This window comes from Pseudomonas entomophila (assembly GCF_013523165.1).
In the GTDB taxonomy this organism is placed as follows: domain Bacteria; phylum Pseudomonadota; class Gammaproteobacteria; order Pseudomonadales; family Pseudomonadaceae; genus Aquipseudomonas; species Aquipseudomonas entomophila_A.
Window position 1 is genome coordinate 40,361 of sequence record NZ_JAAMQI010000003.1, and the last position, 19,626, is coordinate 59,986.

Annotated in this window: 17 protein-coding genes; 13 read left to right on the forward strand and 4 right to left on the reverse strand. The window is 57.6% G+C overall.

The features are described from left to right. Position 1 precedes the first annotated feature (1 nt). From G7Z99_RS03215 to G7Z99_RS03270, 12 genes are all read left to right on the forward strand, one after another. Entirely contained in the window at positions 2-598 is a 597-nt protein-coding gene (locus tag G7Z99_RS03215; protein WP_181091978.1) for a hypothetical protein, read from the forward strand. A gap of 29 nt (positions 599-627) precedes the next feature. Then, positions 628-1,089: a DcrB-related protein gene (locus tag G7Z99_RS03220; protein WP_181091980.1), complete on the forward strand. Its 462-nt coding sequence runs from the start codon at positions 628-630 to the stop codon at positions 1,087-1,089. A gap of 4 nt (positions 1,090-1,093) precedes the next feature. Beyond that, positions 1,094-5,317, forward strand: a complete 4,224-nt coding sequence (locus G7Z99_RS03225; protein WP_181091982.1) for an RHS repeat-associated core domain-containing protein — start codon at positions 1,094-1,096, stop codon at positions 5,315-5,317. A 3-nt stretch (positions 5,318-5,320) separates the two neighbouring features. Beyond that, entirely contained in the window at positions 5,321-5,938 is a 618-nt protein-coding gene (locus G7Z99_RS03230) for a hypothetical protein (protein ID WP_181091984.1), read from the forward strand. A gap of 289 nt (positions 5,939-6,227) precedes the next feature. Further along, entirely contained in the window at positions 6,228-6,989 is a 762-nt protein-coding gene (locus G7Z99_RS03235) for a hypothetical protein (RefSeq protein ID WP_181091986.1), read from the forward strand. A 111-nt stretch (positions 6,990-7,100) separates the two neighbouring features. Beyond that, positions 7,101-7,802 (forward strand): hypothetical protein, encoded by a 702-nt coding sequence (locus G7Z99_RS03240; RefSeq protein WP_181091988.1) that lies wholly within the window; start codon positions 7,101-7,103, stop codon positions 7,800-7,802. Between the two features lie 119 nt (positions 7,803-7,921). Next, entirely contained in the window at positions 7,922-8,518 is a 597-nt protein-coding gene (locus G7Z99_RS03245) for a hypothetical protein (RefSeq protein ID WP_258196939.1), read from the forward strand. Between the two features lie 52 nt (positions 8,519-8,570). After that, complete coding sequence (locus tag G7Z99_RS03250; RefSeq protein ID WP_181091990.1) at positions 8,571-8,885, forward strand: DUF7716 domain-containing protein; 315 nt, start codon at positions 8,571-8,573, stop codon at positions 8,883-8,885. Positions 8,886-9,316: 431 nt separating this feature from the next. Beyond that, complete coding sequence (locus tag G7Z99_RS03255; protein WP_181091992.1) at positions 9,317-9,673, forward strand: hypothetical protein; 357 nt, start codon at positions 9,317-9,319, stop codon at positions 9,671-9,673. 259 nt (positions 9,674-9,932) lie between these two features. Further along, positions 9,933-10,283, forward strand: a complete 351-nt coding sequence (locus tag G7Z99_RS03260; RefSeq protein WP_181091994.1) for a hypothetical protein — start codon at positions 9,933-9,935, stop codon at positions 10,281-10,283. A gap of 808 nt (positions 10,284-11,091) precedes the next feature. Then, positions 11,092-11,850: a hypothetical protein gene (locus tag G7Z99_RS03265; RefSeq protein ID WP_181091996.1), complete on the forward strand. Its 759-nt coding sequence runs from the start codon at positions 11,092-11,094 to the stop codon at positions 11,848-11,850. 103 nt (positions 11,851-11,953) lie between these two features. After that, positions 11,954-12,640, forward strand: a complete 687-nt coding sequence (locus G7Z99_RS03270; RefSeq protein ID WP_181091998.1) for an SMI1/KNR4 family protein — start codon at positions 11,954-11,956, stop codon at positions 12,638-12,640. A 286-nt stretch (positions 12,641-12,926) separates the two neighbouring features. Here the strand turns inward: G7Z99_RS03270 and G7Z99_RS03275 are convergent, their stop codons facing one another. Then, positions 12,927-14,156, reverse strand: coding sequence for an FAD-dependent monooxygenase (locus tag G7Z99_RS03275; RefSeq protein ID WP_181092000.1), 1,230 nt, complete (start codon positions 14,154-14,156; stop codon positions 12,927-12,929). Between the two features lie 139 nt (positions 14,157-14,295). Between G7Z99_RS03275 and G7Z99_RS03280 the strand changes: the two genes are divergently transcribed. Continuing rightward, a complete protein-coding gene (locus G7Z99_RS03280) occupies positions 14,296-15,237 on the forward strand; it encodes a LysR family transcriptional regulator (protein WP_181092002.1) in 942 nt (313 codons plus the stop codon). A gap of 105 nt (positions 15,238-15,342) precedes the next feature. On the opposite strand, the gene G7Z99_RS03285 is transcribed toward G7Z99_RS03280, so the two are convergent. The 3 genes from G7Z99_RS03285 to G7Z99_RS03295 form a co-directional block, all read right to left on the reverse strand. Next, positions 15,343-16,518: a winged helix-turn-helix domain-containing protein gene (locus tag G7Z99_RS03285; protein WP_181092287.1), complete on the reverse strand. Its 1,176-nt coding sequence runs from the start codon at positions 16,516-16,518 to the stop codon at positions 15,343-15,345. Then, a complete protein-coding gene (locus G7Z99_RS03290; protein ID WP_181092004.1) occupies positions 16,515-17,651 on the reverse strand; it encodes an epoxide hydrolase family protein in 1,137 nt (378 codons plus the stop codon). The genes G7Z99_RS03285 and G7Z99_RS03290 overlap by 4 nt, the downstream gene beginning before the upstream one ends. 618 nt (positions 17,652-18,269) lie before the next feature. Next, on the reverse strand, positions 18,270-19,616 hold the full coding sequence (locus tag G7Z99_RS03295) for an OprD family porin (protein WP_308812274.1): 1,347 nt from the start codon (positions 19,614-19,616) through the stop codon (positions 18,270-18,272). Positions 19,617-19,626: the final 10 nt, after the last annotated feature.

The following is a 19,626-nucleotide window of genomic DNA, read 5'->3' on the forward strand; positions in this document are numbered from 1 at the left end:
GATGTCCAGACCCAATCTCTACGACCGGTTATACCAAAAGCGACAGGCTGCCGAAGCACTGGCGCTGCAGCAGGCCGAACAAACGCGTCTTGATGCGCAAGCGCAAGCCGCACGCGTGGCGCCTCCTCCGGTACTGACGCCTGACGTCCGTCTCAATGCGCTGTGCATTGCCGGGCTGACGCTACGCCTGCCCGGTGACATGACCTTCCAGAAAGTGGAAGCCACGCTCGAGCGGGGTTACCGTCCTGTTTCGTTTTCAGCGTACATCACGAGTGTGCCGAAAGTCGCTGAACTCGCTGAGGTCGTGGACCAGCTCAAACAGCGTTTGCATGAACGCCATCCAGGCCTGGACATGGTGCAGCAAGCGGACTACGTACTGGCTGGCCACCCCGCGATCAGCCTGGACTATGCCTTCGTGGTCGGACAACAGCGCCGCTATGGCCGCACGGTCGGCGCACTCTTGATGACGGCCGAGGATAAGGGCTGCCAATGGCTCGAGGTGTCCACGCTCATCGATCCCAACGAATCGGCATTGGCCGACTGGCTGCCCGAATTCGACGCCATGTTGGCGAACATGACGATGTATCAGCACCCATGACCTTTCACGTTTTCAAGGACGTATCGCCTATGGATTATCAGATGCACGAAGGCTCCATCACGTTGCCGACCGGCTTTCAGGACCGCACGGTCAACATGTTCGTCCAGGACAACGCCCTGCCTGCGGCGCTGAGCATCAGTGTTGGACGCGATACGATGCTGCCGGGGGAAGACCTCGACACCTACGTGGCACGCCAGGTCCAGCTCATTGGTGCTCAACTGCGCGGGTATACGGTCATCGATCAGTCGCCTGTGGCTCTATCGTCCACACAGCCTTTGACCGGGATACAGATCACGGCGCACTACCTGAAGGACGCAAAGCCTATCCATCAGCGTCAAGCAGCGGTCGAAGTCGGTCCGGAACGAGTTCTGGTGTTCTCGACGACAAGTCAAAACGCCTTTACTGCCGAGCAAGACGAGCATTGGCAGGCGCTGTTGAGCAGCTTCGTGCCTCGGCAGACAGATATTCCAGAACATTCGACCCAGGGCTGATCCAATGTTCGAAGCAGCGCGCTTGCATGATGAAATCGAGCACACCAGTGCCTTGTCAGGATTTCTGCTTGGGGCAGCCATCGGAATAGGGCTGGCACTGGTCGGCTCGTTCATGATGTGTACAGGTGGGCTGGGCGGTTTTTTGCTGGGCGCCATCATAGGCTTGACGGCCAGCGTGCCGTCGCAACTACTCGAGTCGTGGGGGGCCTCGCAAGGATCACCTGCAGGACAGATCGACAGGCCGGGCTGTTCACCGAACGTGTTCATCAACAACCGCAACGCAGCCGTCGCCGTCGACAGCACGGCCAAGTGCGAGAAACACCCGGCGACGGTAAGGGTTGCCGAAGGCTCCACCAACGTCTTCATCAATGGAAAGCCCGCCGCGCGCAAAGGTGACAAGCTGACCTGCGGCGGACGGATCTCTTCCGGCTCGAACAATGTATTCATCGGGGGCGGCACTGAACGCTATCTGCCGGTGGATGAAGAAGTCACCGACAAGATGCGGATAGGCGCCGATCTTCTGATCCTGGCCGCCTCGATGGGGCGTCCGCTTGCTGCTATGGGAAGACTGGGACTACAAGGCGGTCTCAAGGCAATGATGCCGTGCGCCTTGACGACAGGGCTTTCCATCATCACGGGTTACTTCGCCGGCATGTACGTGATCGGCCCTGCCATCGACCGGGCCCTGGGTGGGTTCATTGGCAACCCGGTGGACTTGTCCATTGGCCGCAAGGTACTGACCGACGAAATCGACTTTTCTCTGCCAGGCTTGATGCCTTTGGAGTGGACGCGCTTCTACGCCAGCGACCTGACCGTCGACAGCGTGCTGGGTAAAGGTTGGGTTTTGCCTTGGGAGCAGAGCCTGAGCCGCTGCGGCGGATTCGTCTACCTCACCGACAACCAGGGTCGGCTTGTTCCGTTCGTTGATCTTGAGCCTGGGCAAAGCATCTACAACCCCCACGAAAGCATTCATCTGGTGCGCACCCAGGGTGGGCACTACCTGCTACAAACAATGGACAACCTGTTGTTCTACTTCGGCGAAGTGCCGAACGACGACACACCTGTGCCCTTGCAGCGCATGGAAAACGTCTTTGGCCATTACCTGCACTTCATGCGCAGTGCCGATGGCCGCCTGACCGACATCGTCGCGCCCGGGCCGCACCGGGTGCACCTGCACTACGATCATCCCCTGGGCCGTCTGACCGACGTGAAGCGTGTGGTCGACAACGTGGCTGTCGAGACCTTAGTGCGGTACCGCTACGATGACCGCGGTCAACTGAACGCCGTGATCAACCGCAACGGCGACACGGTGCGGCGCTTCAGCTACACCGACGGGCTCATGACCCAGCACACCAATGCGCTGGACCTGACCTGCGACTACCGCTGGGAAGTCCTGGACGGCAAACCCCGCGTCGTCGAGCACTGGACCGGGGACGGCGAGCACTACCAGTTCCGCTATGACTTTGCCACGCGTACACGCTGGGCGACTGACGCACTGGGGCGTGAGCTGGAGGTCCAGTACAACAAGGATAATCGTGTCATTGCCAGCCGCGACTTTGGCGGCGAGCGTTACGCCATGGATTTCGATGAGTTTGGCAACCTGATCGGCATCACCCTGCCTGACGACAATCGATTGGCCTTCAAGTACGACGAGTATTCCCGCCTGGTCGAAGAAACCGATCCGCTGGGGCGCAGCATCCGCTACAAGCATCATCTGGGAACGCCTCTGGTCATCGAAACCCGCTTCCCCGACGGCAGCGTATGGAAAGCGCAGTACGACGACGAAGGCACGCTGCTGTCCGAGACCGACCCACTCGGGCAGGTCACCGAATACCTGAACAGTCCGGACGGTTTGCCGCACACCATCATCGACCCTACCCACAAATCCAAATACCTGTGGTGGAACAGCTACGCTCAGGTCGAGCGCTTCCAGGACTGCTCGGGCAAGAGCACCTGGTATCGCTATGACGAGCGCCAGCATCTGGTCGAAGTCATCGATGCGCTGCAGAACGTCACTCGCCTTGAGCGCAAGCCCGATGGTGAGGTGCTGCGGATCGCGCACCCTGATGGAAGCAAGGAAACCTTCACCTACAACGCATTGGGCCAGGTGCTCACCCACACCGACGGCAAGGGCCAGACCACCTGCCTTCAGCGCACTGCCCGCGGCCTGCCCAGCGCACGCCAGGATGCCAATGGTGAATGGGTACGCTATGAGTACGACAAGGCCCTCCGCCTGACAGCGCTGGTCAACGAAAACAATGCCAGCTACCGCTTCGCCTACGACGCCTCGGATCGCCTAAGCGAAGAGGTGCGGGTAGACGACCTGACGCGGCGTTTTGCCTATAACGTGAGCGGCCACCTTATCCGGTTGGATGAGATCGGTTATGGCGAAAATGGCGAGCGTCCGGAGCGACACACCGAATTCGAGCGCGACACGATCGGCCGGTTGATCAGCAGGACCAATACGGACGGCCAGCACTTCTACACCTACGATGACAGCGACCGCCTGCTGAGCATCGAACGTCAGCCCACAGGCCGTGCCAAGCGCACGATGGGCATCTTGCCGGAGAAGCTCGAGTACGCGTACGACATCCTGGGGCGACTGACCCGGGAGATCACGCCCGACGGCATCCTGGGCTATGAGTACGATCCGCTGGACAACCTGACCACACTGACCCTGCCCGATGGACGCAAGATCAATCACCTGTATTACGGCAGTGGTCATCTGCACCAGATCAATCTGGATGGGCAGGTCATCAGCGACATCGAGCGTGACGACCTGCACCGCGAGGTGTATCGCACCCAAGGCAAGCTCACCAGTTGCTTCGGCTACGACGCCATGGGCCGCAAGGCCTGGCAGTACGCCTCGACGCTGCCTGCCGACAAGCTGTCGCAGGTGCACAATGCGGGGATCCATACGGAGCTGTATGTGGAGCACCGCTACAACCCGATTCATCGCCGTTACGAGTACGATCCAGCGGGGGAGTTGGTGCGTACGCTGGATAAGCTGCGGGGTGAGACGCGGTATACCTATCAAGCCAATGGGCAGTTGCACAGTCGTGATACAGGTTCGATTCTCAGCAGTGAAGAGTTTCGCTACGATGCGGCAGGCAACCGACTGGATTTCAATGCACGGCAGTTTGCCAGGGTGGCGGACAACCGGATCGCCAAGTGGCGTAATTGCGAGTACCGGTACGATGCGTGGGGCAACCTGATCGAGAAGTTCGCGGGGCCTGCTACGGAGCAGCGATTTGAGTACGATTGTGAGAATCGGTTGGTCAAGGCCGAGACGTTTGTGGCGGGTAAGCTCACGGCGGCCGGGCACTATTCGTATGACAGTCTTGGGCGGCGAGTGGCCAAACGGGCCGAAGTCGATGGCCGGGTCGAGCTGAAGCGTTTTCTCTGGCAGGGCTTGAGGATGCTGCGAGAGGAAACGCCTGAGCAAACTATTTTGTATCTCTACGAGCCGGATAGCTACGCGCCGTTGGCTCGGGTCGATCAGGCTGAAGGAGAAGAACAGAAGGTTTATTACTTTCATAATGACCAGGTTGGGACGCCGCTGGAGCTAACGGACAGTAAAGGTGAAATTGTTTGGCAGGCTACGTACCGCTCGTGGGGTGAAATCGAGCGCGTTCATATTGAAAGAATTGAGCAAAACTTTCGTTTTCAAGGGCAGTACTTTGACTGCGAGACTGAACTGCATTGCAATGTTTTTAGATATTATGACCCGTGTGCTGGAAGATTTATAACGCAGGATCCTATAGGTCTGGAGGGTGATTACAATCTATATGTGTATGCACCTAATCCGCTTACGTGGATTGATCCATTTGGATGGTGTAAAAGCGCTGCTAGTGGTAAGAAGGGAACCAAAAAAGCTGAGCACGACCTTGAACAGAATGGCTATACAATTGTCGCTGAAGAACTGACTATGAAAGTAAATGGAAGTCGTATGCGAGCAGACTTTGTAGCACGTGACAAGCAAGGAAATTTACATGTATTTGAAGTCAAGCATCGTGCAGGGGCACTTACTAAAAATCAAAAGGCTGCTGGTGTTTTTGATATGAATAACCCGGCAAATACGACGCATCATTTAGGTGGGGGTGTAATAAAGCCATCGCTTGGGAGTAGAAGCAAGCTAAAAGTGGATACAAAAAGTGATCTTGGCAAAAGGCTAGGCGGTAAAGGCGCTATACACGAAGCCACATTTAATGTTCTTAAATATAGGTGACTCATGACCTCTAATAACAAACTGCACTTTGAGGCCGAATTACTTAAAGAGCTGAAAATCATTTCTTCTAAATTTGACGGCGTAGTTGCAACGAAAAACAAGCTTAAATTCAAATATAAAAAAAAATATGTGGCCGATATTTATTTTACTTACATCCGACGCTCCGATGCATACATTCTTGGAGGGGGGGTCTATGGGGGTGAACTATATGAATGCATGCTCGCTTACAGTCCTCCATATAAAAGCAATCTCTTTCAAGAAGCTTGCTTTTCTTTTATAACGTCGGGCGAGCAAGGCAGGAATTTCAGCGGAAATATGATGGGTGCTATAGAGGTGCCGTCACCCGAAAAAGCGGGGGACATATGCACCCATATTAAATCGGTGTTAGAGAAAATTTACATCCCAAAGATTTTTTCATGCATTATACCTACAGAGCAAACAGTTAATGAAGTACTATCATCTCCTGATGACTATGCATATCCTGCGGTTTTTATAAGCTGCGCAGCGCGCTTGGGTATCTCTTTTGATTATAGCAAACAAATTGAAAAAGCCATCAATTCTAAGAGGATAATTAAAAGTAAATCCTATGATATCCCTTTGCTTTCTGGCTTTTTGCAGTGAGTTTCTTGGTCGGGAAGAACATGAATACTTTATAAACTTAAATTTACTTTTTGTTCAATGCGTCAGATTCTACTTGCGAGGCAATTGGAGCCTTAGGCTTAATTTTGGGCTTTGAGATTTCTCAAAGCCTGTGGAATTACTTCGGTGGCGGATTGGGGCGTTGAGTCTCTGTGTTCGGTGAGGACATCATCCCCTCGAGCAAATTTCCGCCCAGCACGTGAACACGTTCGATCGCAATCACTTGCCGGTCGTTTTTTAACTGCAGATGCGCAAGGAGGCAAGGTGAACCATGTTCGATGAAGCGGACATACGGCAGTCTTATTCAGATGATGTGGAGACGCACGCGGGTCACTACTTTTTTCAGCTGCATTTGGCTAAAACTTTTTATGAGTATTGCTTGAAGAGCACCGCAAACGTGGACCTGCTGGTGATCTCCGAAGCGATCGTCGACAGAGCGTTCGCCATGGACGTGATCCGTCAGGCCTCGGGCGATTTCAGCCAGGGCAGGGTATCGAGGTTCGATCTGACGGCAAACCCCTATGGATTCACGCAGGCGTTGGTGCTGCCCAACACCTATCACGGCGCCTTCAAAGGTCGGTTCGACGCCAAGCGCGAACGCCTGTACCTCTGCGTGCCCATCCACCGCTGTGAATTCTCGGGTGATGAATCGGCGGATGAGTTCAGGGCCATGCTTGAGCGCACGGTATACCCGTTTCGCTGGGACAGGCCGGTGTCCCCCAAGATCAGGGTGTACTTCGACAACCCGATAACGGGCGCAGGCACGGATGAACAAGGCGTACTGATGACGTACTCCACCGTGCTGTTGGAGATCGGCAACCTGAACGGGGTCGTCAGCGGCTTTATCGAGATCACGAACTACGCGGGCGAAGTCATCGAAGTGCTGTTCCCTGGGCAGGACCAGTTCACCCTGATTCGCCATCGCAGCGAGGAAACAGCAGTGTCGTTGCCACAGTTGATAGACGCCGTGAACCGCTTCGTTTTCGACGGGCAGGCGAGGGCGCAGATGCGTTGGCGTGGAGCTGTCGCTTGATACGTATTGATGACGCGATGGCGCAATGCGTAACCGCCTGCGTGTATCCATGAAGCAGGCTAAGGTGCACGAGCCAAAGCCCGCAGAGCACACCCTTGTAAGGAATACAGCATGACGTGGACCGAATCACAGAAGCTGGAGATACTCGGCGAGTTGAAGGCGTACGAGGTCTATTTCACGCCTGCCGACCTGCCTTCAGAACTTGAGCTCCCCTCGCAATGGCGTGACTTTGGCCCTGCAGATGGCGAGAAATCTTGCGTCCCTGCCGAGTGGGTCAAGTATGCCGACCTGCTGCCCTGGGTGTGTGCCTGGATCGAGCAATGCGTGCTTGGGACCGTGGTTGCGGTAAAGGACAAGCCCTACCTCATGTATGTTTATAGGGACCACGGGTTGGTGAGTTTCTATATGGGTGGGGTGCCTTTGGGGACAGGTAACCTACAGCTCAATGAATATGCACACCTCCCAGAAAAATTGAAAGACTTCTACCGCGATCTACATGATGGTTTCGGGTTTTATATAGGATGTACCATGGGGCCTTCCCAAAGCGAAGATTTTACCCCCATAAAAGATCTGTGTGATGAAGATTATTCGGATTTTCCCGATATGGTAAGCTTCTTCTCAAGCGGCGCCGGAGATTACCTGGCGTTAGGTAGGAAAGTGTGGGAGGGTGATTTCTTTATGTGGTGGCACGAAAAGCCCGATGCCCCGGTTCGAAAAGACGACCTGTGGGGAATCATGGATACATGGATGTCGATCTTTCTGGAAGACTCCGAGATGAATGGGCTGTTAAGTGAGAGCTTTCAAAATCCATAAAAGCTTGTACGGACGACCATTGCCTGAAAAACAAGCCAGAGAGAAACTTGCTGGTGATCTCCGAAGACATCGTCGATAGAGCGTAGAAAATAATTTTTGCGGATAAGGTATCGCTTGCGATGGACACTATTAGCGACACATTGAAAGTACTGAGCGCTGTACACGCCAAACATAAAATTTCTGGACGTTTTTTAGCGTCAGATGATGCATCGACTCGCTGGCCTCCGGCGCTTCCCCGTTTCGTTGAGCTTGAGGCTCTTTACAATCAAAGCGAGCCGCATGGGGTTCAGATCGAAACCGGCCTTACGCCCTTGAAACTATTTGACATCACAGCGCTTGAAAAAGCGCAGACTGGCTACCGATGGATTAACACCACCGGCGGGCTGGTCTTGAACGATGAGTGGCCAGCTCAAGACGTAGTCATAATGGATGATATAGGTGGTGGTAAGCCAATCATAGCGGTTACTCATGTAAAAAACACCCCCGTGCTGGCGAGCTACGATTGCGTGGAGCCATTCAAGATTGCTGCCTCACTGGCTGACTTTATTTCAGCACTGACAAAGTTAATCGATATCGTCTATGACGAATTTGATATTTTCGACATTTCGAATGACGACGGCATCAGCAATACTTTCATGGCCAGAGTGAACAGCGAAATCACTCCAATTTTAGGTGATGACAATAGAAGGCTGTTCGTGGATTATTTTTACGGTTAGCTTGGGCTGATTGAATATTTTGAACTGCAAGTCATAGGGTGCTGAGGTGACCATGAAGACCTATCGCATAAGGGAAGTTCTCGAAAATCCTGACAAGATACCCGAGGCTTGGTTCTTCCTGCCCAATTCGAGCTGGACGCTGGACACACAAGGCGCTTTTTCTTTAGACAGCCGTGATTTTGAACCAGGCTCTACGGATTACCTTCCTCCTCAAGTAGCAAGTGAAGGGTGGATTGAAACCTTGGAGACTTCCATGATACAAGACGTGATTGAATATACAAATCGGCAACTCCCTGACGCTACCATCGACGACCATTTTACAGCATTCAAATACTTCATTGAAAACGACGCGTTTCTAGAATTTTAAAACCCGTTTGCCAATAGAAAAGCAATTGTCCTCAGTGTAGGTGATTTATAAATTTAACAAAAGGCTGTATTTTGAATGCCGAAATAGACAAGGAATTAAAGCTTGCGTCCTCAACGTTCGAAGGGGCCGTCGCAACGAAAAAGCTGACATTCAGATACAAAAAGCTCATGTGGCTGATTCTTGCTCAAAAGTAGATCTAAATGGCAGGTTGAATTCTGCAGGAAAGCGCAAGGGTTTTGAATAGGGCTAGATACTTAGACCTACTATAGGGTATGGGAGGTCACAGTCTTGGCTGGAGTAAAGCTATCTTTCCAAGTGCACTGGTCAAGATGAAAAGGATAGGTTTATGGAAGATAATGTCAGGTTTTGTCAAGGGGACTATTTCGCAATTCCTGTGAAGGATGGGCGATTTGCTGTAGCTCAGATACTGGTTGGGCACTGATGGCATAGGTAAGAAGTTTAGAAATATTTTTGCTTTTGCTGTGAAATCAGTAAGCAATGATTTTAGAGTTTATGAAGGCAAAGAATATTTGAGATTCAAAGATTACAACGGTGAGTTTTCAGTTATATTTACTTCTGTAGAGAGCTTGGTGTCAGGGGATTGGCCACGACTACAGAGTGGGACTATTTCAGATGAAAAATATAAAGCATTAGAGTTCAATATGGCTGGGACTCTTTATCGAAAAGGGTTTCCGGTGCGGGCTTTAGACATAAGCGGTTATAAAGATCATCTGTTAATGGGGGTGTCTGGTTATGCTTTGGTTGATAATTACTTGCAGCAACACTGATCTATGCAGCGTTAAAATTCAACTTACAGGCAATGCAATGGTTAAGTACGATGATAGTTATCGTGGAATCAATGAGTTTTAATCATTGGTGGAGTGTATGGTAATGCCAGATTGCATATTTACTAATAAGTAAATTTTGCGAGCGATATCAAAGGGCTAAGTCGCGTTTATCCAGGCTTACTTAGATGCAGCGTTAAGCACTTGATCGAAATGAACAAATTCCTGTGTCCAGAAATGTAAAGCTAGGAGCCTAGCCGCTATGAGTAAAGATGAGCAGTTTATAAGCGCAATCTCTTCCGAGTTGTTTGGGGAGCATTTTCGCCAGTACAAAGACTGGCTCACCAAACCTGCCGATAATAACATAGATCCCTACGGTTTGGCGCGCAATGCGATGGCTTTGCTGAGCGATGCTCAGAAGATGGATATCATCAATTTTATGAAGGTCGTTATCGCAGACAGCGCCTCTGCAATTTTTGGAGCTTTTGATGGCGTTCACTTTCCTAATGACCTTGATGGGGATTTCGCTTTGTTCCTCGATGGCGAGGAGATTCAGGGCGATCTACAGAGCTTATTTATCGATAAAGCCCAGCAAGAGGGGGCGTATGGATAATCCTTCATTGAAGGATAGACAATGAACCTGAGGTGTACGATTCATCACACAGGATCAGATAGGGCTAAACGACGGGTTACCCTTTATCAATACGCGCCGATTAGTAAGCCCTTGCAAGAATAGAGAGGGCTGATATATAAGCCTTCCCAAGATGTAGGAGGATCGTTTGCGGAATGTCAACTGCAAAGCATAAGTTACTCAATGATGCAAGAGGGTGGCTTGAAGTTGCCTTCTAACTATAGTTTTTGTGAGTCAGTGTTTTAACATGAAAGAAAATTTGATAGCCGCTTTGAAGGAGTCAATCTCCAATAGTCAGAGGATTAAGAGTCTCATCCTGCATAACATTAAAGCTACTGATAGAAAGGTCATTAGGTTAAACCTCGTTTACCTCACATTCGATTTTTCATCCAAAACTATTTTGTTAGAATATTTTGTTAAAGATGATGAGTATCCGAATGTTGAAATGAGCTTCTCTGATTTGGCGGTATTGCTGAAAAGCAAATAATTCACTAAGGCCGGAAGCGATATTCATCGCTTTATTCGCGAGGTGAGAGCGATTATTGTGTGCTCTAAATGTGATGTTCTTGCACTATCTTGGTGTCGTGGGTGAAAACACTAGGCGCAGCTTTGCTCGATTAAAGCTGCCGGCGACAAATGCGAATATTGCTTAAGGGGTTCGGCGGCTATATCATCCATTCGACCAAAATATCCACAGACACGCTTTCGAGCAGACTGTGGACACGCTTGACCGTAATGGTCTACTGGTCGATTTATCCAGCAACCGGTCAGCAGGGAGGCGAGGTGAACCATGTTCCATGAAGCGGACATACGGCAGTCTTATTCAGATGTAGAGACGCACGCGGGTCATTACTTCTTTCAATTACGATTGGCCGAAACATTCGATGACCATTGCCTGAAAAGCACGCCAGAGAGGGACCTGCTGGTGATCTCCGAAGCGATCGTCGACAGAGCGTTCGCCATGGACGTGATCCGTCAGGCCTCGGGCGACTTCAGTCAGGACAGGGTATCGAGGTTCGACCTGACGGCAAACCCCTATGGATTCACGCAGGCGTTGGTGCTGCCCAATACCTATCACGGCACCTTCAAAGGTCGGTTCGACGCCAAGCGCGAACGCCTGTACCTCTGCGTGCCCATCCACCGCTGCGAATTCTCGGGCGACGAATCGGCGAATGAGTTCAAGGCCATGCTCGGACGCACGGTATACCCCTTTCGCTGGAACAGGCCCGTATCTCCCAAGATCAGGGTGTACTTCGACAATCCGGCAACGGGTGCAGGTACGGATGAAGAAGGTGCGTTGATGACGTACTCCACTGTGCTGTCGGAAATCGACAACCTGAATGGGGTCGTCAGCGGTTTTATCGAGATCACGAACTACGCGGGCGAGGTCATCGAAGTGCTGTTCCCTGGGCAAGACCAGTTCACCCTGATTCGCCATCGCAGCGAGGAGACGGCAGTGTCATTGCCACAGTTGAAGGACGCCGTGAACCGCTTCGTTTTCGACGGGCAGGCGAGGGCGCAGATGCGTTGGCGTGGAGATGTCGCTTGAGATGTGTCGATGGGGCGATGCACGATGGTCTGCGTGTATCCGTGAAGCAGGTCAAGGTGCATGACCCCAGGCTTGCAGAACGTACCCTTGTAAGGAATGCAGCATGACGTGGACTGAGTCACAGAAGTCGGAAATGCTCCACGAGTTGAAAGGATACGAGGTCTATTTCACGCCTGCCGACCTGCCTTCAGGGCTTGAACCGCCCTGGCAGTGGCGTGATTTTGGTCCTGCGGATGGCGAGAAATCCTGTGTGCCTGCCGAGTGGGCCAATTATGCCGAGCAACTGCCCTGGGTGTGCGCCTGGATCGAGCAATGCGTGCTAGGGACCGTGGTGGCGGTAAAAGGCAAGCCTTATCTCATGTACGTTTATAGCAAGGAAGACGAGCTGAGCTTTTATATAGGTGGGGCGCCGCTAGGGGCAGGCAATGCGGAACTTGGTAAGTGTGCCCATCTTCCACAGCAGTTGAGAGATTTTTACCGTGACCTGCATGATGGCTTCGGATTTTATATCGGATGTGCCATGGGGCCTTCGCACCTCGAGGATTTCGTTTCCATAAAGGATCTGTGCGATGACGATTATCCTGATCTTCCGGACATGGTGAGTTTCTTCTCGAGTGGTGCTGGAGATTACCTGGCGCTGGGCGAAGGGGCTTGGGCGGGCCAGGTCTTTATCTGGTGGCATGAAAAGCCGGATGAGCCTTCTCGGGAAAGGAATGTGTGGGACATCATGGATGCGTGGATGTCGATCTTTCTGGAATGTTCTGACGGGAACGGGTTGTTCGAGGGGTGATTTCATTGCCTGGTGACTTGAAGGGCATCTGGGCGGTATTGGTCGTGCTTGTCTGAGGTTTTGAGGGGCTGATTTTGTGGGCCCTGCGGGCCCAATCGCGGCGCAGGGGCCGCTCCTACACCCGCCGCGGTGGGGTAGACGGTCGTGTTTCATGTGAGGTTCTGCGGTTTTTGCCAAGTGCAAGTGGGCCCGCAGGACCCACATCGTAGTGGCAAAAGCCGTGAAAGCGCTCACGAGGCCTTGTATAGCCCTGTATGACGGATCAGGCCAACTTGCCGCATTCACTTCATTCTCCCAGACGATACAGGCTGCCAACGCTACTTCCTTGCCCAGGCCCGTCATCAATGCCACCCAGTATCGGCAGCCCCTGTCCCCATCCGGCCGCCAACGCCTGCACATCACCGACAGGATCGGACGCCTTGGCCTGCTCATTACGCCGTCGACACAGCTCCGGGTCCGTGGCGAACAGCCCCTGTGCAAAGCGCCGACCTTGTTCCGCCAGCCGTCTGGTCTTTGGCGCGCGGATGTGCGCGAACGTCTGGAAAACCGTCTCCAGATCCCCGTTGCCATGCGCCAGGCACCGCGCCAAGTGCCACGCATCTTCCAGTGCCTGGCAGGCGCCTTGTCCCGAAGTCGGCAAGGGCGCGTGCGCAGCGTCCCCGACCAGCAGCACGTTCGCCCGGCTCCAGCTCGCCAACGGTTCCAGGTCGTGCACCGCAATCAGCCGGATGGCAGACTCGGGCGTCGCCCGAATGAGGTGCAAGACCGGCTCAGGCCACGAGGCGAACAGCGTCTCGAGCGTTTCCCTCGCTCCGGTAGCCGGCGTGGCGTCCTGCAGGGGGCGTGCCTGCGCCGCCGCCCAATACACCCGTTCGGGTCGAATCGGCACGCAACCGAAGCGCTCGCCCATCCCCCACACGTCCTGGATCACCGTGTCGTCCACCAGTGGCTGGGGCGCCTGCGCCACGCCGACCCAGTTCAGGAACCCCTGGTAGACGGGGGTGTTGTCGCCCGCGACGAAGGCACGGGCCACCGAGGCCATGCGGCCGTCGGCACCGATGAGCAGGTCTGGGCGGATGCGTGCGCCCTGGTCGAACTGGACCACGGCGCGGCCTGTCGCGTCCAGCTCGATGGCCAGCGCGCAGCGCCCGAACGCCACGTCGATCCCCGCCCGTGCCGCATGCGCCAGGAGCACGGCCTGCAACTCGCTGCGCAGCACCGTGTAGGTGGGGTACCCCATCGCCCGGTTCAGCAGGCCGATGTCGAGGCCGCCAAGTGGCTGGCCTGCGGCATCCTGGCGGCGCACGGTGGTCGGCCGGCCGGCAATGGCCTGGATGTCGTGCAGCAGGCCCAGTTCCTCCAGCACGAAGGTCGCGTTGGGCCAGAGCGTCACGCCTGCGCCCAAGGTCGCCGGCCCTGCCTGTCGCTCGTAGACCCGGGGGTGGTAACCCTGTTTGCGCAGGGCCAGCGCCAGGCTCAGGCCTGCGATGCCGCCGCCCAGTATGCCAATGTCCATGGTGGAATTCTCCTCGTGTCGATGGTGCGCACGCCTGGGTTCGACGTGTCACCTTGGGTAAAGGACAGGGTAGAGTTCGCCAAGGACGCGCACTAGCATGCAAAAATGGAACGCTTTAATGCCTCAGGCGGGATAATCAATGCGCGATGCACTCGATCTGAACGCGGTCCGTGTCTATGCGGCCGTCGTCGATGAGCAGAGTTTCACGGGCGCCTCGCGCCTTCTGTCCATGCCGTCCTCCAGCGTCAGCCGCCACGTCGCTGCCCTGGAACGCCGGCTCGGCACGCGCCTGCTGGAGCGCAGCACCCGGCACCTGCGGATGACGGAAGCCGGTCGACTGCTCTACGAGCGGGCAAAACCCTTGCTCGACACGCTGCTCTCCACGCAGGAAGAACTGGGCGCAGTGCAGCGCGAGCTGCGGGGTCGTCTGACGGTATGCATGCCCGGTGAAGCCCCCCGGCTGCTGGCGCCCATCCTCGCCGAATTCTGCAGCCTGCACCCCGGCATCGAGCTTGAATGCGATACGCGGATGACCGGGCTGGAGGTCCTGCGGGAGGACGTCGACCTGTCCATCGTCTTCCACCGCGGCCACCAGGAGGACAGTGCCTTCATCACCCGCGAACTCGCCACGCTGCCCAGCATCGTGGTGGCTGCCCCGTCGTTGCTGGCCAAGACCGGCGTGCCACGCCATCTGCGCGACCTGAAGACGCTGCCGTGCATCACCACCCTCAGTGCGCTCAAGGGCCAGCCCTGGCAGTTCCAGGACGCGGCGGGCCAGATCGTCAAGGTGCCGGTGCGCAGTCGCTACCGCGTCAACAGCGGGGAACTGGCCGTGGCCGGTGCTCGGCAGGGGCTCGGTTTCGCAATCGTGGCGGCCCATCCCTGCCGGGAAGACCTGGCGGCGGGGCGTTTGCAGGAGGTTCACCTGGACTTGCGCCCCGCGCCCCTGCAATTGCTCGGTGCCTACAGCCACCGGCATTCCGTGACGGCGCGGGTCCGGGCGTTGCTGGAGCTGATGCAGGTGCGGTTGGCCGAAGCGCTCGACGCTTCCACGGGTTCAGGGCCGTCCAGACCGATCTAGTCTCACAGGCATGTGGCGAACGCAGTGCAGCGCCCATCGGCACGCATGGCGCACTCGACATACTTTGCACGTTCTGGTGCTTGATGGAGGGTGGGTTTCAAGCCCCTAGCGCCGCATGTCCAGCACTGCCGAATCGACCGTCGCCAGCCCCAGCCATCCAGCCATTCGGTGCAGTTCGGCCTGTAGCGCCTCCATAGCCTGTTCGCCCGCCCCCGGCTCCAGGCTGGCCTGCCGCACCACCAACCGACCCTCCCGGCGTTCCGCCTTCAGGTCCACCCTCGCCACCAATGCCCCGTCGAGCAGAAACGGCAGGACGTAGTAACCATGCTCGCGCTGGTGCGCAGGCGTGTAGATCTCGAGCCGGTAGCGGAAGTCGAACAGACGTTCGGTGCGGTCGCGGTGCCAGATCAGCGGATCGAACGGCGACAGCAGCGTCGCACCGCTCAGCCGCCGGCCCGCGCGGGCGTCGCGGTGAAGGTAGGCCGGTTGGCGCCAACCCTGGACGCGAACCGGGGTCAGGGTGCCGTCCTCGACCAGCTGCGCAAGCGGCACGGGCACGTCGGCGGCGGGCAGGCGGTAGTAATCACGCAGGTCACCCGCGGTCGCCACGCCCAGGGCCTGGGCCGCCCGTGCGAGCAGGGTGCGGTGCGCCGCTTCGGCAGGGGGCGTCGGCGTCTCGAGGATCGCCCGGGGCAGCACGCGTTCGGGGAGGTCATAGACCCGCTCGAAACTGCTGCGACGGTGGGAGGCGGCCACCAGCCCGGCCCAGAACAGCCACTCCAGCGCATGCTTGGTGGCGCTCCAGGCCCACATGCCCGTGGGGCGTGGAGCGCTGGCCAGGTCCGACGCGGCAAGTGGCCCGTGCGCCGCGATGTGGGCGAGCAGGGCCTCGGCCTCGCCGCGGCGCTCGGTGGCGAAGGGCCGGAGCGGTCGCCAGATGCCCTGGCCGGCACGTGCGCGTGCCATCCGCCAGCGCAGCAGGGGGTGGCAGTCGACCGGCAGGAGCGACGCCTCGTGCCCCCAGTACTCGAAGAAGCGCTTGGGCCGCTCGACCATGAGCCGGTCCAGGTCGGCGCGTTCGTAGGCGCCCAGGCGCGCGTACAGCGGCAGGTAGTGGGCGCGGGCCAGGACGTTGACGCTGTCGATCTGCAGCAGCCCCAGGTGGCGGATGATGCGCCGCAGCCGTGCCGGGTCGGGCGCACGGTCACGGTCGCCGGCCTTGTTGAAGCCCTGGGCCGTCAGGGCGATACGCCGCGCCTCGGCCTGGGAGAGGGTGATCAGGGGCGGCCTCCCGTCAGGGTCGCAATGAAGGCGCGCAGGTCGGCCAGCAGCAAGTCGGGCTGCTCCAGTGCGGCGAAGTGGCCGCCCTTGGGCGGCGTGCTGTAGTGGACCACGGTGTAGGTCTGTTCCACGAGCGAACGCGGCCTGGGCAGGAATACAGGGTCAGGGAACGCGGCGATGCCCACCGGGGTACTCACCCGCGTGCCCGCGGCGAACTGGGTCGAGCCTTCTGCCTGCTGGCCCTGGTAGATCCACTGGGCGGTCACCACCGCGGGCGTGGTCAGGTAGAGCATGAGGTTGGTCAGCAGCGTGTCCTCGTCGAACCGCGCCCACAGATCCGGGCTGCCGTCGTCGCGCGTGGGCACGTCCGCCCACTGGCCGAACTTCTCCAGGATCCACGCCGCGGTCCCGACCGGGCTGTCGGCCAGGGCGACCCCCAGGGTCTGGGGGCGTGTGCGCTGCTCGTGGCTGTAGCCCGATTCCTGGTCGAGCAGCACCTTGCGCCGCGCCAGCAGGTCCTCTTCCTCGGGTGTGCTGGGGGCGGTGTCCTGGGCCAGGATCTCCACCATGTTCAGGTGAATGCCGAGCAGGGCGTCCGGGCGGTCGTGGGCCATCCAGCTGGCGATGTGCGCGCCCCAGTCGCCACCCTGGACGACGTAGCGCGTGGTGCCGAACAGCTGCTGCATCAACGCGTGCAGCCGCTCGCCGGCCTGGCGCGGGCCGACCAGGTCGGCGATGGGGGTGGAGAAGGCGAACCCCGGCAGCGACGGCACGACCACATCGTGGCCGTCCGCGGCGAGCGGTGCGATCAACGCTTCGAACTCGATGAACGAACCCGGCCAGCCATGCAGCAGCAACACCGGCGGTTTGCGCCCATCGCCCCGTGCATGGATGAAGTGAAGCGGCTCGCCGGCCACCTCGGTGATGAAGTGGGGCAGCGCGTTGAGTCGCCGCTCCACGGCGCGCCAGTCGAAGCGCGTCAGCCAGTGCGCCACCAGACGACGCAGGTCGGCCTTGCCCACGCCCGAGCGCCAGCCACCCGTGTCGGGCAGCCGGTCCCAGTCGAACTGGGCCGCTTTCTGCTGGATGGCGGTCAACCGCGCGTCCGGTACCGAGATCGTGAAAGGCTTCATCCTGCGCGCTCCTGTGGCCAGAACCGTTTGGAACGTCACCACGCCCGTAAAATTCCGGGCAGCGCTGCTCGATGCGTCCTCACGACCAGGCCTTTCAACGTCTTTGGAAAAAGCGCCAGGATAGCGTCGTGTTGCACCCATCGATTCACCGGCATGATGCAGGTACGCGCGGCCATCTGTGTGGGAGCGGGCTTGCCCGCGATAGCGTCCGGTGCATCACCGCCTGAATCGCGGGCAAGCCCGTTCTCATAAAACATAAGATAAATTTTTGATTTTAAAGTAATTAATTACAGATTTTTGTGGGCCCTGCGGGCCCAATCGCGGCACTGGGGCCGCCACACAGGTGATCGCGATAGCCTGCAATTCTGCGCGGTGGGGCTACGGGCGAGCGGCCCCTGCCGGGGCGCCGGACCGGCCGCGATGGGCCGCAAAGCGGCCCTAAAATCGATTAGCAGTAAAGCTCCGGACCCTGCTAACTATCGTTATGTTCTCTGCGTGACAGCGCGGCGCCAAGGCGGCGGGCGGACTCCCACACAAAGGGTGAACCGCTCTGCCAGATCAGCAATGTGGTCCACATCGTGTTAGGTAAGGACGTTGAAAGGCCTGGCCCTCGGGACGCTAGAACGTGCCGGTCAGGGGGAACTCCACGGCCAGGCGGATCTGGTCGGCGTCCAGCTCGGCCTGGGCAGCGTTGCCGCGGTGGACGTTGTGGCGCAGCGAGACGGTCAGGCCTTTGGCCTGGCCGCTCTGGACCACGTACTTGGCTTCCAGGTCGCGCTCCCAGTGCTGGCCGCCCTGACCATAGCCCAGGTACGCGTAGCCACCGCGGGGGTCGGCGTGCCGGCCATCGATGTCGAAACCGCGCACATAGGCGGCCGAGAGGCTCAGGCCCGGCACGCCGTAGGTCGCCAGGTTCAGGTCGTAACGGGCCTGCCAGGACCGCTCGTGCGGGGCGTTGAAGTCCGATAGCTGCACCGCGTTGCTCAGGTAGATCGCACCTCGGGTCACGTAATCGAACGGCGTGTCCCCATCGACCTGCTGCCAACCCAGGCTGACGGTGTGCGGCCCCTGGCTGTAGCGGGAGATCAGGCTCCAGGTGGTGTTGTCGATGCGCCCGGACAGGGCCCGGCCGGTGTCGGTGGTGCGGTACAGGTTCAGGTCCAGGCTGAGGCTGCGCTGGTCGTCGAACGCGTGCGCGAAGGTGCTGCCCAGGTAGTGCTGGTGCCAGGTGTCCTCGTAGCGCGAGGTGTACAGGCTGCCGGTGAACGTGCTCGACGGCGCCCAGACCAGCCCCATCACATCGACGCTGTCGCCTTGCCGGCCATTGGAATAGTTCACCACGAAGCCTCGGTCGTGACTGCTGGCGTTGCGGTCGGTGCTTTCGGTGAAGTGGCCCGCCACCAGCGTCACCTGTTCGATGTCCTTGCTCGTGAAGAACCAGCCGGTGGCGGTTTCGGGCAGCAGGCGGCTGTCGGACGAGCTGAACACCGGCGTCTTGACCCGCTGCTCGCCGTACGCCAGCACCGTGTCGGCCAGGCGCAGCTTGACCGCCGCGCCGCCGCGGCCGTAGCTCGATTTCGGGTGGCCTTCGTTGTCCAGGCCCAGCAGGCGAGCCTTGCCGGCGCGGCCACCGCCGCTGTCCAGGCGTACGCCCAGGTAGGCATGCGCGTCCACGCCGACACCGATCAGGCCAGGGGTGAAGCCGGACTGGAAAGTACCCATCAGTCCGTAGGCCCATTCCTCAGCCTTGCCATTGCGCGCCGCGCGCGGCTTGTAGGCGTTGCGTGCAGCGCCGTTGCGCCCGCCGTGGCGGTAATCGCGTTGGTCGAAGACTGAACGGTTCAGCACGCCCCAGCGGCTGTCTTCGAGAAAGCCATTGGCGTTCGATTGCGCGGAGTCGGCGCTGGCCAGGGGGCTGGCCAGCAGGACCAGCCCGAAGGAGCAGGTCGTCAGAGAAGTCTTCACGGAGTGTGGC

Coding starts and splice junctions, on each gene's coding strand:
- G7Z99_RS03265 (WP_181091996.1), top strand. CDS start 11,092: ATGTTCCATGAAGCGGACATACGGCAGTCTTATTCAGATGTAGAGACG.
- G7Z99_RS03240 (WP_181091988.1), top strand. CDS start 7,101: ATGACGTGGACCGAATCACAGAAGCTGGAGATACTCGGCGAGTTGAAG.
- G7Z99_RS03225 (WP_181091982.1), top strand. CDS start 1,094: ATGTTCGAAGCAGCGCGCTTGCATGATGAAATCGAGCACACCAGTGCC.
- G7Z99_RS03230 (WP_181091984.1), top strand. CDS start 5,321: ATGACCTCTAATAACAAACTGCACTTTGAGGCCGAATTACTTAAAGAG.
- G7Z99_RS03260 (WP_181091994.1), top strand. CDS start 9,933: ATGAGTAAAGATGAGCAGTTTATAAGCGCAATCTCTTCCGAGTTGTTT.
- G7Z99_RS03220 (WP_181091980.1), top strand. CDS start 628: ATGGATTATCAGATGCACGAAGGCTCCATCACGTTGCCGACCGGCTTT.
- G7Z99_RS03245 (WP_258196939.1), top strand. CDS start 7,922: ATGGACACTATTAGCGACACATTGAAAGTACTGAGCGCTGTACACGCC.
- G7Z99_RS03270 (WP_181091998.1), top strand. CDS start 11,954: ATGACGTGGACTGAGTCACAGAAGTCGGAAATGCTCCACGAGTTGAAA.
- G7Z99_RS03235 (WP_181091986.1), top strand. CDS start 6,228: ATGTTCGATGAAGCGGACATACGGCAGTCTTATTCAGATGATGTGGAG.
- G7Z99_RS03280 (WP_181092002.1), top strand. CDS start 14,296: ATGCGCGATGCACTCGATCTGAACGCGGTCCGTGTCTATGCGGCCGTC.
- G7Z99_RS03290 (WP_181092004.1), bottom strand. CDS start 17,651: ATGAAGCCTTTCACGATCTCGGTACCGGACGCGCGGTTGACCGCCATC.
- G7Z99_RS03250 (WP_181091990.1), top strand. CDS start 8,571: ATGAAGACCTATCGCATAAGGGAAGTTCTCGAAAATCCTGACAAGATA.
- G7Z99_RS03275 (WP_181092000.1), bottom strand. CDS start 14,156: ATGGACATTGGCATACTGGGCGGCGGCATCGCAGGCCTGAGCCTGGCG.
- G7Z99_RS03215 (WP_181091978.1), top strand. CDS start 2: ATGTCCAGACCCAATCTCTACGACCGGTTATACCAAAAGCGACAGGCT.